Origin of the sequence: Robiginitalea myxolifaciens, assembly GCF_900115205.1 — a bacterium.
GTDB lineage: Bacteria > Bacteroidota > Bacteroidia > Flavobacteriales > Flavobacteriaceae > Robiginitalea > Robiginitalea myxolifaciens.
On record NZ_FOYQ01000002.1, the window covers coordinates 1,129,516 to 1,142,625 of the forward strand.

The window sequence follows — 13,110 nt, forward strand, 5'->3', positions numbered from 1 at the left end:
AATACTTTGAAATGGAACCAATACCAGAATATGCGACGATATCAGGGTATGGAATCCGGGAAAGTCCTAGTGGGGTAAGCTGTCCTGATTCTGAAGGAATAACTCTATTTGCCCGAGGCAATCCCTGTATTTGTTTTGCTTCGCCTGCAACAGATATCTGTAGGTACCCAGGACATTGCTGAATACCCGACTTTCGAATACACTTCTGTCAGGAACTTCGGCCGTGTATAAATCTGTATTTGCGTCCAGGTAGTCAAAGTAATTGTCGAACCCATCGTATGAATTGCGCTGAATAGCCTCTGTCCAGTCATAATAACCGTAAAGGGAAACTATTTTTTTCTTTTCCTCGAATTCCAGAAAGCGAATATCCCCGGATTCGGTGATGGTCTTGTAAGCGTTTCGACGAATGTAAAAATACCCGGAATCGTCAAGGAGCCTTAATGCGAGAGTTTTGATATCCCACACATTTTTCTCGGATTCAATTGCATTTTTAAGGGAATCCAAGTTACCTATGCTCTGATTTACCTTCTCCAGCGCGTATTTCAGGGATTTCTGATTGTCTTTTGTCTCTTCCAGCAAAAAATTGCGGTGATTGGCAAGGGTCTCTTTACGCTTAACGCTTTCAGAAAAGTTTTGCAGCTGGAAAGCGATCAAAATGCCGATGATAACGACAAAAAATTCCAATCCATGGTTTAGCCAGTCTATCCGTTTATACCATTTTGACATTGCCTGCGTGTTTGCTGTGGTACTAGCAAAATAGCGGAATTTATAGAAATCTGATTGTGTTTTGCATTAGCGAAGCGTAACTTTTTGGTGGGCAGGGATTTAGCATCCCCATAAATCAATACCCTACTCGATGCGCCCACGCTCCTCCTCCAACCCGGTTTTGCGGTTGCGGGCCTTTTTAATTTCGTCCCGTCCGAAGTTATAAGTAAGGGCAAAGGCCATTTGCCTGGAATCACTACCCCCGCTCCCATCGATAAACAAAGTTCCAAATTGGGTAGTTCCACGCCATGGGACGGTGTAAAGGATATCGTTAAAGGCCAGTCGGGCCGTGAGGCGATCGGCAAAAAACTTTTTCTGGAAGGCCAGATTCAGGGACCCCAAAGCACGGGTCTGATAGGTTCCTCCCCATACTGAAGGGGAGCTATACCAGCCCGAGATTTCCATACGTAGATCTCCGGGCAGGGTAAGGGTGTTCTGGACATAACCGCTTAGGGTTTCTTGGGTAACCGGGAGGAATTCCGGACTGTTGGCTGTGTAGGAATTCCGAAAGGCATTCAGGCTAACATAGAGGTTCCACCAGGGTGTAAGCTGCTTCGGGTAACTGACGCCAAAATTTATTGTTTCCAGGTCGGCGACGTTGCGCACCGTCAGGAAATTTCTGGTATCGCCATCGGCCACTGTTACCTGGGCAAAAAAGTCGGATACATAGCTATAGCTAATGGAGGTGGTCAGGCGATAATTATAGGTGTGGGATAACTTGACGTTATCGGTGTATTGCGGTTGGAGGAAGGGGTTTCCAACCCGGGAGGAAAGCTCGTCGATCTGGAAGCGGAACGGGTTCAGACTCGCATAATTGGGACGTTGTATCCGCTTGCTGTACGTTAGTGCAAATTGATTCTTCGGGCTGGCCTGATAGGTCAATCCTCCCGACGGAAAGTAATTGGTGTAGTCCCGCTGCACACGGTCATCGGCATTGTCCTGTGTGCTGAAAAGCTGCCCGTCTGATACAGTACGTTCTACCCGCAAACCGGCCTGAACATTCCACTTCTTCCATCGGATATTGTAATTGAAATATCCGGCATAAATGTCCTCGAGGTAGGTAAAGCGATTGCTTTGATCCAGATCCAGGATTTCATTGCCGCCTTCCACATTAAAGAAGTCAAAGACGTTATCGGTATCGACGCGGGAAATCTTGAATCCTGCCCCGAGCTTCCCACCGAGAAAATTCTGTTCATAATCCAGTAAGGCGGTAAAAATATCAATGTCTATTGGGGTAAGCTGCCGGCTAATGCGCTGAGAAATCACCTGGGTTTCTGTCCCATCGAGGTAAATATTCGGTTGGAAGGCCACCCGATCGCTATTGTATTTCCCATAATCCAAATCCACATTCAGGCTCACCCCAAGCGTATCCTTGTACCGGTAATTCACGTTGGTGCTGATGTTATAGGACAAATTAGAGGTGCGGTTCTCGGCAACAAGCACGCTGTCCAGGGTAGGTGATCCTACCGGATAAATGGGGGTACGGGAATCATTGATACCATAACCATTGTTGAAATTTCCATTGAAAATTGCCCCTACCGTGTGCTTGTCATCGAGATATCGGTCATAGCCAAGGCGCACATTATTCGTGTTCTGGTCGTAGGTACTCCGGGTTCGTGCATCGAATTGGGTTCCGGCCTGAGTACGCAACAGGTTCAGGAAGTTGGCGCTTTTCCCGAAGCGATTGCTGTAGGTACCGTAGAGGTTGCCTTTTTTACCCCGGGTGTTGAAATTTATACTGTTGTTCCACCGCTTAAAATTCCCGATGGTCAAACCACTGGTTAGGGTTCCATTGGTTCCCAGGCTCTTGTCCTTGATCAGGACAATATTGATAATTCCGGCATTACCTGCCGCATCGTAGCGGGAGGAAGGTTGGGTAATGATTTCGACCGATTCAATATCTGTGGCTTGTAAACTTTCCAGATAATTAATCAGGTCTTCCCCCTGCAAAGGAGAAAGCCGGCCATCTATGAAAAACTGTACCCCCGCTTTTCCTTCTACGATTACGCCGCCGTTGTTGTCTACAATTACCCCCGGGGCCTTTCGCAACAATTCAAAAGCCGAGGTACCCGTGGCATTGATGGTATTCTGAACATTGAAAACTGTTTTATCGGCCTCGACCTGGATCATGGGTTTTTCTCCTACCACGGTAACCTCATCGAGATTCTGGGCTTCCTCCTCCAGCGTGATTGTCCCGAGATCCAGATTTCCACTGGCAACTTCCAATTCCTGCCTGTATTGGCTAAATCCGAGTACCTGAATATCTAACATGTAGTTCCCGGCAGGAATCCCCTGAAATCGGAAGCTTCCTTCCTCCCCGCTGATCGTTGCCTTGACAAGGGAAGTGTCGGCTGCCTGAAGCATGGAAATTGCCGCGAAAGGCACCGGGGTATTCTCCGTAGTCTTCAGGACGCCCGAAACTTCCTGGGCAAAAGCCTGGCTCGTAACGAGTAAAAGGAATGATAAAATAAGCAGTCTCATGACGTTCGTTTTTAGATTGATCCAAAGGTGCGTCATGATGTGAGTTGTTGAAAGTCCAAGCAGACGAGTGGACCCATTTTCCGCCGAATTGACCCGGGCCACTCAACTGACCATAGGGCCACTGGTCGATTCTTCCTTGAATACGGGGGAAGTAAGTCCGAAACTTGTATCAAAATCAAAAAGTTATGAATACGCTATCAATCATTAAACTGTACATTTCAATAATTCTCACGGCTTTGACTGCCCAAATTTCCACGGCGCAAACAGCCGATACCCTCAAGAAAGGAGCCCTTCGCTTTTCATTGGAGCGGGGAGCCCAGCAGGAAATGACCCTTCCTCCCGGATCGGAATTTTTGCTCTTCAATGCTTCCGGCAAACTCGTACTTACTGAGAAGGACCTGGAAGGATCCTACACGATTCGCGAAGAACAGGTTGTCCTTTACCAGCCCAGCTACAAAGATGAATTCGAGCGTATGGAACTTCGGAAGGGGGATCAAATTCGCTGGGTGAAACCCTTGAAAAATCAGGATTACGGTCGAAACCGCGAAAAGTCCGTTTCCAGAACGCATCAAAAAAAGACGAAGAAAAATGATTATGGCAGATATTCCGGCGGAGTAACTTTGCGCAAGGAATTCCTGGAATCCTCAGATGAGGATGAGCGCAATGTATTGCTCGTTTTCTCGAATGGCTTGGTTTTTCGTTACTTTGAAGGAGACACCCGGGCCTGGTACAACGGCGAGCCAGTGGCCATAAAAGACCGCTACATTATCGATACCGGAAAGGAAACTGTAAAATTCAGCTACGATCCACGTACTGGGAAGGTTTGGTATGTAGTCGACACTAACGACAAATCCACACACTAATGGCTTTTCAATTTCAAAAAATCCGAAGCAAAGAGGTCCTTTGGATACTGGTATTTTATATGGGTTTTGCCTTCTTATACCATATAACCCTGAAGATAAATGCCTACGGTTGGGATGTGCCTATTTTTGAACAAATCCTGAGTCCTGCAAGGTTTTGGCGAACTTCGGGCCGTCATTATCTCATTTTCTTTCTGGCGTCCATTCCAATTTGGTACCTGGTATTTGTACGATTAAAGCATTGGTCCCTCTTAAAGCGTATAGGGATTCACCTGATTGCCCTCCCGATCTTTGTTATTGGAACGCAGCAGTTCTACTATTGGATGGGTGATCTAACAGGCTATGGTTACCTGCAAGGCCAGGCTCAGGTATGGGATTTATACATCCCCGCACTCTTTTACCTAATTCAATTTGGAATTTTCCACGCCTACGAGCACTATCGCGAAAATCAACGTAAACTAATCGTGGAAGGGGAACTTCGGCAGGCCGCCCTTAAAAGCGAACTGGCGGCTATAAAAGCCCAGCTGAATCCGCATTTCCTATATAACGTTTTTAATACCATCAACGCTTCAGTACCTGCCGAAAACGAGCAAACCCGGCAAATGATCGCGCAGCTTTCGGATCTTTTTCGATACCAACTCCGTGCCAGCCAGCAAGACCTGGTTCCTCTGCAGGACGAATTGGAATTCGTAAGCAAATATTTGGATTTGGAGAAAGCCCGTTTCGGGGACCGGTTGGAGATAGAAATAGAGGTTCCGGACGAACTACTGGAGGAAAAAATTCCACCCATGCTCCTGCAACCTCTTGTGGAGAACTCGATAAAGCACGGCCTGGCTTCCCTTATCGACGGGGGGAAAATTGGGATCCGGATCTGGAAAGCGGAGGATAAACTGCGTTTCGAAATATCGGATACCGGGGTTGGCCTGAAAGACAAAGAAGCTGCATTCTCGCAGGGTATCGGGTTGAAAAATACGGCAGCCCGCCTGGCGAAACGCTACCAGACAGCAATAGAATTGCTCGATAATGAACCCCAGGGCCTTACCATTCGCTTCGCACTATGAAGAAGGTTATTTTAATCGATGATGAAGCAGCCGGGCGCAAACTTATTAAGGAATACCTCGCAGACTTCCCGGATTTAGTCCTGCTGGCCGAAGCCAATAACGGAGTAGATGCTGTACGGGAAATCAACAAATTCAAGCCTGACCTGATCTTTCTGGACATACAGATGCCCGGGATGACAGGGTTTGAAGTGCTTACCCATCTGGAGGAAATTCCCCAGGTAATCTTTTCTACTGCTTATGATCAGTACGCCATGAAAGCCTTCGAGGTCCATGCTGTAGATTACTTGCTAAAGCCCTATACCAAAGAGCGCTTTGCACAGGCCGTCTCCAAGCTGGGAATGGGTACCGAAAAGGTTGCCTCCCTCACCGATAGTCTGCTGATGGAGCAAAAGCAATATCCCCGGCGCGTCCTGGTTCAGCACCACAAGAAAATGATTACCCTGGCGACTGCCGACATTGACTGGATCGAAGCCTATGGGGATTACTCGAAAATCCATGTAGGGGACGACCAATACCTTAGCAATTATGGCATTTCTGTATTGGAGGAGAAAATGGATCCCAATGAATTCGTACGGGTACACCGATCATCTATCGTAAACCTGAAAGCGGTGGCCGAACTACAGAAATATGGCAAAAGCTTTGATATCCGCTTGCGAAGCGGCGAGCGGGTACGGGTGAGTCGGGGTTATGCTGAACGCATCAAAGAATTGATGCTTTAATCCTGGGGTGGCCACGGTGGCTTCTTATCGCGTTTTCGCTTAAAGGGATCCCATCCTAATCGAAAATGGACTACCGGTCCGAATCCGTTGGAAATGCGATTTCGGAAGTATTGGCCAGCTCCGGCCTCAATGCCCAGGGTTAGCCCCCCGGGGTAGCTACGCTGAATTCCATAAAGCCCACCCAGGAGGATTAAATCACGGCCCTCATTATCCAGGTTCCCAGCGAGCTCCCACTCCACAAAATAATGCCCGAAACCAATAGAGAAATAATTGCCGGAATTTCCACTTACGTTCTTGCCCAGCCCTGCACGGCGCTTTAGATTGTGGTAATAACGAGAAAACGCCAGGTAGGACGGCGCAAGGGAATAGCCTTCCGGGGGTGTGGCCAATCCAAGACCCAGGGTTGCTCCGGCGGTAAGGTTCGGGAGAATTCCGAATTCATACGTAAATCCGGGCATTAGCAGATTTAACTGTAACTGATGACGCTCCAGATAAATCGGCCGATTCCCCCCTTCAGACCATTGTGCATTACCTGCCGTGGCGGCAAATAACAATACGGTAAAAATAAGCAGGGAAAATGTCCTGGAGGCTAAACGTGTACGAGTCATGATCGTTGGTTTACCAGGTAAGGTAAAACCAATAGCCCTCCGATAATGTATCTTTGTCAAAACTTTAAGATATGGACCTCTCCGCACTCCCTCAAATTCGTCACGCCCAAGGCGATAATTTTTTCCTCTTATCCGGACCCTGCGCCATTGAAGGAGAGGAAATGGCCCTGCGGATTGCCGAATCCATTGTGGAAGTTACCGACAGGCTTAAAATCCCGTATGTCTTTAAAGGGAGCTTTAAAAAAGCAAACCGCAGCCGGGTAGATTCCTTTACGGGTATCGGGGACGAAAAAGCCTTGAAAATACTGCGGAAAGTATCGGAAACATTTGAGGTCCCTACCGTTACAGATATCCATGAAAATTCGGATGCCACCATGGCAGCAGAATATGTAGATGTGCTCCAGATACCTGCTTTTCTGGTTCGCCAAACCGATTTGGTGGTAGCCGCCGCCGAAACCGGGAAATGCGTTAACCTGAAGAAAGGACAGTTCATGAGCCCGGAAAGTATGAAGCATGCTGTAAACAAGGTTACGGAAACCGGAAATGAGCAGGTGATCATTACCGATCGGGGGACCATGTTTGGCTACCAGGACCTCATTGTCGATTTCCGCGGAGTGCCGGTGATGCGCCAATACGCTCCTGTGGTGCTGGACGTTACCCATTCCCTGCAGCAACCCAATCAGTCTTCCGGAGTAACCGGTGGCCGCCCTGAGCTTATCGGAACCATGGCCCGTGCCGGGATTGCTGCAGGGGTAGACGGACTGTTTATCGAAACGCATTTTGATCCGGCAAATGCTAAGAGTGATGGGGCCAATATGTTGCCCCTGGAGCAATTGCCAAAACTACTGGAACGCCTGACCGCGATTCGCGAAGTAATCACTGCACTTTAACCGATTATCGCGGTTGGTAGGGCAAGCCTTTGTATTGCTCGGCTTCCAATAACACGGCCCGTAGTAATTTCATTTCGATTTCTTCCAGGGAACGATACCGTAAGGATAACATTACTTTTCGTCCCTCACTGACCATTGCAAAACGATTTTCTTTTAGGTAGGCGGAATGCCAGAATCCCACATCGACATAATCACCTGTCTGATTGAGGAAACAAAATGGTTTTCCAGCTAAATAGTAAAAGGGAATCTTATAGCTGAAACGGAGTTCTGCTTCAGGAAGTAAGCTCTCTATAGTTGCTTGTAATTGGAGGAGGATGGAACGAAATGGTTCCGCACTATCGAGAATATATTGTTCTGCAGGATTCATTCCCCTATAACGAGTAAGTGCGGCCGGTGCCTAACAACAATTCAGCCCGATTTCGTTCATGAAATCGCAGGAAACGCGCTGCACATAGTTCCGGGGAGTGTTTTCTGAAATGCGGATTTCCCGACGCGCCAAATCCACATCGAACTGAAAAGCCCGGAAATCCTCATGGACCTCGGGATCAAAATAGCGCATTAAAAATCGGGTAATACGAGGGCGCAACTGGTATTCCAGTTCTATGATATGCTTCTCAATCTCAGGTCCGGGGATGCCTGCTGTGATCCAGTTGAATTTCACCTCGCTTAATTAGAAAGCCTTTCAATATACGTTTTTTTAATAGCTGCACAACGATTTGTTGATATCTTGATGTAACTGCTATTTGAATGAGGTTAAGTATCTTCGAATTGAGCGCGCTTGACGCATATTATCAACCAATTTCAGACCCAATGAAACCGCTTATTACCATAGTTTTTTTCGTGATATTCTCCAGCGTGAAAGCTCAGCATACCCATCTGGCCATGGATTCCCTGAGCTTTCCGGACATTCCCGGTTATTCTACCCTGATTACAGATTTGCATCAGCACTCTGTGTTTTCGGATGGAAGCGTCTGGCCCGATATCCGCGTGATGGAAGCTCTTCGGGAAGGCGTTGATGTAATTTCCCTTACGGAACACCTCGAATACCAGCCACATGCAGCCGATATCCCGCATCCCGATCGAAATCGCTCCTACGATCTGGCTCTTGCCGAAGCAAAAGATCACGACCTGATGATTATACATGGTTCTGAAATAACCCGCAACGCGCCAATAGGGCATAGTAACGCCGTTTTTATTACCGATGCCAATGAGTTGCTGGCCGAAGAAGCAACTACTTCCTTCAGTAATGCCAAAAAACAAGGTGCCTTTGTGTTTTGGAATCATCCGGCCTGGTACTGGCAACAACCCCAGGGTAATCCTGTCCTAAGTGATTTTCAAAAAGCGCGTATTACCGCAGGAGAACTGCATGGTATTGAAGTGATCAATACCACCGACTACTCCGAAGAAGCACTGGCCCTCGCCCTGGAAAACGACCTGACTATTATGGGAACCAGTGATATCCATGGTCTGATCAGTTGGGATTATGAAGACCAGGGAAAACACAGACCAGTGACCCTTGTTTTTGCCGAAGCCCGTACACCTGAAGCTTTGAAGAGCGCCTTATTTGAAGGCCGTACAGTTGCCGTTTACAATGAATTATTCGTGGGGAAGGCGGAATATTTGATTCCGTTATTGCAGGCTTCAATTTCCATAATTTCCAGCCAGTATATCGAGAATACGCAAATACTTCGTGTGGAGTTACACAATGCAAGCAGTAGTGATTTACTACTTGAAAATGCCATGGAATATAACTTCTACAGCAGTTCTCCGGTTTTTACGATTCCAGCCGGAGGCACCTATACCCTGCAGATTAAGACGCTGGAGGAAATGGATTCCGTTACCCTGAAACTTCGTGCACTTGGAGCCTATACTGCTCCTAGAATCCACCCGGAGATTAGCTGGGAAATTACTCCCGAATAGCGTGAGTTCCCCAAAAAATTTTGCAAGATTGAAATATTCGTAATTACTTTGTATTTCAAAGTACTTTAAAATGGAATCAGAAAAGTATAAAGAAGATCTCAGCGAAATCCGCCAGTTAATGAACCGCTCTTCCCGATTTCTTTCCCTGAGCGGTTTATCCGGAATCCTGGCAGGGTGTTACGCGCTCATAGGGGCTTTTTTCGCACACCAGGCGATTAGCGAATTCAACGAAAGTCAGGGAATTGACACCATGTACGAGAATCCTGGAATCACAGACGACGCTATTGTGATCAGGCTACTCGGCATTGCTGCTGGAGTACTGATCCTCGCAGTAGCTACTGCCCTACTCCTTTCCTATCGAAAAGCACAGAGAAAGGGAGAATCCCTATGGAGTGATACCAGTCGCAGGATGCTTGCTAATTTCCTGGTCCCGCTGATTACCGGCGGTATTTTTTGTCTCGCCTTACTGCAGTACAGTTATGTAGCCCTTATAGCACCTGCCACCCTGATATTCTATGGCTTGAGTTGCCTCAATGCCAGTAAGTACACCCTGGGGGATATCCGGGAACTGGGTCTTGCCAATATTATTTTGGGACTCATCGCCACACAATTTGCCGGACATGGCCTACTCTTCTGGGCCATTGGTTTCGGGGTCTTCCATATTCTCTATGGCGGTATCATGTATTACAAATACGATAAATAAGAAAGGCTTTGGGACTCATAGATGGAATAAATAAAATTTTCGACCATCGCGTTCGGCTGGGAATCATGTCCATCCTCTTGGTGAACGCCCATGCGGATTTCACGACGCTAAAGGAAATGCTCGATGTCACCGATGGTAACCTGGCCAGTCACCTTAAGGCTTTAGAACAAGCCGGATATATCGAGGTCGAAAAGCGGTTCATAAACAGGCGGCCAAACACGCGCTATCAGGCCAGTACGGTGGGCACAGCGGCCTTTCGCAAACACCTGGATGCCCTGGAAAACATCCTCGGGAAAGCTTCAGGAAATACACAGAAATAAAAAAATTTGTTTAATCACTTTGTAATTCAAAGTACTTTTAAAATTATTATGAAATCACGTTTTCTGGCACTGGGTGCCGCACTTTTGTTCAGTTTATTCTTCTACGGTCAAGAGCCAGGGCTAAATGTCCTGCTGATGAGCCTGACCACCACTATCCTGCTCTTTGTACTCGGAGGTTCTCGGCGTATTTCCCCCTGGATACTTTCCGGTTACCTGTTCTCCGGAGCCTTTTGCTTTCTATTTCCTTCACCGGGCCCGGTACTGATGCATATGTTGAGTTTTGCCATCCTATGCGGAAACTACGCCGCACCGGAAACCTCATTTTATTTGCAGGGGATAATTGGCCTGGGGAACCTCCCGACTGGAATGTTCATTGCGCTATTCACCGGGCGCAAACCCAATACCAAAGCCTCTGAAATCAACTGGAATCGCTTGGGAAGTACGCTGGGAGGAATCCTGATATCCCTGATTCTGCTGATTGTATTTGCCAGTCTCTATGCCCCTTCCAATCCACTCTTTGAGGCCCTGTTTGACGCAATAGACTTCAGTTTCGTGGACTTTGGTTCGTTCTGGTTTACCGTGTTGGGATTGGTCCTGTTCTACAATTTCTTCCACCCGTTTAATCCCAAAATACTGGTGGATCAGGACAGCCGGCTTTCCGATGATCTGCGGTTACCCGAAAAGGAATTTGATGGTGATCGGCTAAAAGCACTGAATCGGGAAGGCCTCTGGGGCAGAATGGCCCTGGGCTCTCTGATCGTTTTACTGCTTCTTTACCTGATCACAGATTGGATTCACCTGGGGTCTACAGGCCTCGAGACTCCGGCAATGAAATCCCAGGCCGTTCACCAGGGCGTGGACACCCTGATACTAAGCGTACTATTGGCCATGGCCATCCTGGTAATCTTCTTTAGGGGAGATTTGAATTTTATCCGCAATAACCGGATACTTAAAAAGCTGGCGTATATCTGGTTATTACTCAATGCGGTACTTCTGGCCGATACGGCTTTGAAGAATGCAATGTACATCAACGGTTCAGGTTTAACCTTTAAGCGGCTTGGAGTAATCCTGTTTTTAACGCTCGTTGGCTATGGCCTCAATAGTGTCTATCAGAAAATTAAGGGGAAGCATACCCTCATGTTCCTGATCCGTAAAAACAGCCAGTTTTTGGTTGCCACCCTGATCTTTAGCTTGTCCCTGCCCTGGACACAAATTGTAACCGCTTATAACCTGAACTATTTGGAAAGTCCCGATACCGAATATTTAGCTTCCCTCCCCTGGTCCAATACACCGCAACTCGAACGCTTTTCCAAGTCGAATCCTCAGAAATTAAGCCCGGAACAACGCGAGCATATAGCAAATCGGACCCAGGAGTATCGCAAAGTTATGGACCGACTGGAGTGGCAATCAATAAGAGGGTATCACCTGGGATTATTCCGATAAGTGCCGGAAGCTGGAGCTACTTCCCGTCTACATAATCCTGCAGGTAGGTATAACGCGGGGTAAGTTTCCCCTGATGGGTCATGCGTGCCCGCTCCAGTATCCCTTCGGAATCCCCGTCAAAAAAGGCGGGGATTACGTGTTTTACAAAAGCCCCTCCAAAACCGCGGCTGGCATCCCGCGGCAATTCCGCGGGCAGGTTGTCAACAGCCATAACGGCAATCACTCCCGGGTTGCTGAAATCTGCCTCTGCTTCGAGTTGCGGATCGTAACCATAAACCGGATCGGCAATGGTCGACGGGCGAATGGTACTGGCCACAGGTCCATTGATATCACAGGAGATATCCGCGACTACGCGGATTTTGAATTCCGGATGCCTGGCATCCTCCCGGGTAAATAGATACGGAGCGCCATCCCCGTAAAAGTGACCGGCAATGTAGAGATCGGTAACCCGGGTAAAACGGAAAAAATTGGACTTGTACTCCCCGGGGTTGGCGAAAAAATCGGCCTTGTTACCGCGAACGCCATCCTTGCGTTTGTTGTATTCCGAGGCATCGATCTGGCAAAATACCGGTTCGTCAAAATCCTTCTCCAAATAGTCCCCGACATTGACCTGCCGAAGTCCCATCCCATCCAGAATTTCACGGGAACCACTTCCTACCCGACCGCGACCAGTTAATAGCACTTTAATATTGGGCAGCTTAATTTTGCGCAATTCGGCGATTAGCGCTTCTTTATCGGGCAAAGTCTCCGCCTTGGGCAAGGCAAAAGTCCCGTATTTTAATCCATATGCACGAAATCCATTGTAAGCCCCGACAATTCCCGCATAGCGGCCAAAGGCTACCAGGCGCGTTCCTTTTGTATTGGTGAGTACCTCATGGTCGTACAATTCAATTTTCTTCTCCAAAATGGCCCGAAGGAGTTCCCGGTTATAGGGTTGCTTCTTTATGGTATGGGAAAAGAAAAAGTACTTCTTTCCGGGGATTAAGGCATGAATGGGAACTTCCTTGACGCCGAGTAAAACATCACAATCTCCCAGATCGGTCTGAAGTGGAATTTGAGCATCTTCATACTCCTGATCCGTAAATACGCGAATGGGCGAAGGCTCAACTGCAATTTCAGCATCCGGATAGTGTTCCAGGACATATTGGCAGGCTTTCGGGGACAAAACCACCCTGTGGTCAGGGGGAGTCTTGCGTTCACGGATCAATCCTATCTTCATGGGGTTTGGTATGGAATTTGCGCAAAAATAAGTGGAATCGCGAGGGTACGCAAACGTTTGAATGTGCGAGCCAGTGGGGTGACTTCCCATTCGATTTGTGTACCTTTGCCTTCCGCTTTAC

14 protein-coding genes are annotated in these 13,110 nt (G+C 47.8%); 8 read left to right on the forward strand and 6 right to left on the reverse strand.

What is annotated here, in order from left to right; genetic code table 11:
- Positions 1–66: 66 nt before the first annotated feature.
- Both BM318_RS13135 and BM318_RS13140 read right to left on the reverse strand, forming a co-directional pair.
- Positions 67–726 (reverse strand): hypothetical protein, encoded by a 660-nt coding sequence (locus BM318_RS13135; protein ID WP_092983053.1) that lies wholly within the window; start codon positions 724–726, stop codon positions 67–69.
- A gap of 123 nt (positions 727–849) precedes the next feature.
- Positions 850–3,246, reverse strand: coding sequence for a TonB-dependent receptor (locus BM318_RS13140; RefSeq protein WP_092983055.1), 2,397 nt, complete (start codon positions 3,244–3,246; stop codon positions 850–852).
- Between the two features lie 185 nt (positions 3,247–3,431).
- Between BM318_RS13140 and BM318_RS13145 the strand changes: the two genes are divergently transcribed.
- Genes BM318_RS13145 through BM318_RS13155 form a run of 3 tightly spaced genes read left to right on the forward strand, consistent with a single transcriptional unit; the run spans position 3,432 to position 5,886 of the window.
- On the forward strand, positions 3,432–4,109 hold the full coding sequence (locus BM318_RS13145) for a hypothetical protein (RefSeq protein WP_143099987.1): 678 nt from the start codon (positions 3,432–3,434) through the stop codon (positions 4,107–4,109).
- Positions 4,109–5,167, forward strand: coding sequence for a sensor histidine kinase (locus tag BM318_RS13150; RefSeq protein ID WP_245759835.1), 1,059 nt, complete (start codon positions 4,109–4,111; stop codon positions 5,165–5,167). Before BM318_RS13145 ends, BM318_RS13150 begins: the two co-directional genes overlap by 1 nt.
- Entirely contained in the window at positions 5,164–5,886 is a 723-nt protein-coding gene (locus tag BM318_RS13155) for a LytR/AlgR family response regulator transcription factor (RefSeq protein WP_092983061.1), read from the forward strand. The genes BM318_RS13150 and BM318_RS13155 overlap by 4 nt, the downstream gene beginning before the upstream one ends.
- Here BM318_RS13155 and BM318_RS13160 read toward each other — a convergent pair.
- Positions 5,883–6,494 carry a hypothetical protein gene (locus BM318_RS13160; protein WP_092983063.1) on the reverse strand — a complete coding sequence of 204 codons (612 nt, stop codon included), beginning with the start codon at positions 6,492–6,494 and terminating at the stop codon, positions 5,883–5,885. The genes BM318_RS13155 and BM318_RS13160 overlap by 4 nt on opposite strands.
- A 71-nt stretch (positions 6,495–6,565) precedes the next feature.
- Between BM318_RS13160 and kdsA the strand changes: the two genes are divergently transcribed.
- Positions 6,566–7,384 carry a 3-deoxy-8-phosphooctulonate synthase gene (gene kdsA / locus BM318_RS13165; protein WP_092983065.1) on the forward strand — a complete coding sequence of 273 codons (819 nt, stop codon included), beginning with the start codon at positions 6,566–6,568 and terminating at the stop codon, positions 7,382–7,384.
- A gap of 4 nt (positions 7,385–7,388) precedes the next feature.
- Here kdsA and BM318_RS13170 read toward each other — a convergent pair whose 3' ends face one another.
- Both BM318_RS13170 and BM318_RS13175 read right to left on the reverse strand, forming a co-directional pair.
- A complete protein-coding gene (locus BM318_RS13170) occupies positions 7,389–7,751 on the reverse strand; it encodes a DUF1801 domain-containing protein (RefSeq protein ID WP_092983067.1) in 363 nt (120 codons plus the stop codon).
- Between the two features lie 30 nt (positions 7,752–7,781).
- Entirely contained in the window at positions 7,782–8,045 is a 264-nt protein-coding gene (locus tag BM318_RS13175; protein ID WP_092983069.1) for a hypothetical protein, read from the reverse strand.
- 149 nt (positions 8,046–8,194) lie between these two features.
- Here BM318_RS13175 and BM318_RS13180 point away from each other — a divergent pair, with 149 nt between their 5' ends.
- From BM318_RS13180 to BM318_RS13195, 4 genes are all read left to right on the forward strand, one after another.
- A complete protein-coding gene (locus BM318_RS13180; RefSeq protein ID WP_092983070.1) occupies positions 8,195–9,304 on the forward strand; it encodes an Sb-PDE family phosphodiesterase in 1,110 nt (369 codons plus the stop codon).
- Positions 9,305–9,374: 70 nt separating this feature from the next.
- Positions 9,375–10,007 (forward strand): hypothetical protein, encoded by a 633-nt coding sequence (locus BM318_RS13185; protein ID WP_092983071.1) that lies wholly within the window; start codon positions 9,375–9,377, stop codon positions 10,005–10,007.
- 8 nt (positions 10,008–10,015) lie between these two features.
- Positions 10,016–10,327: a winged helix-turn-helix domain-containing protein gene (locus BM318_RS13190; RefSeq protein WP_092983073.1), complete on the forward strand. Its 312-nt coding sequence runs from the start codon at positions 10,016–10,018 to the stop codon at positions 10,325–10,327.
- 48 nt (positions 10,328–10,375) lie between these two features.
- Entirely contained in the window at positions 10,376–11,770 is a 1,395-nt protein-coding gene (locus BM318_RS13195; RefSeq protein ID WP_092983074.1) for a DUF4153 domain-containing protein, read from the forward strand.
- Positions 11,771–11,786: 16 nt separating this feature from the next.
- On the opposite strand, the gene BM318_RS13200 is transcribed toward BM318_RS13195, so the two are convergent.
- Positions 11,787–12,989, reverse strand: coding sequence for an NAD(P)-dependent oxidoreductase (locus BM318_RS13200; protein WP_092983076.1), 1,203 nt, complete (start codon positions 12,987–12,989; stop codon positions 11,787–11,789).
- Between the last annotated feature and the right edge of the window lie 121 nt (positions 12,990–13,110).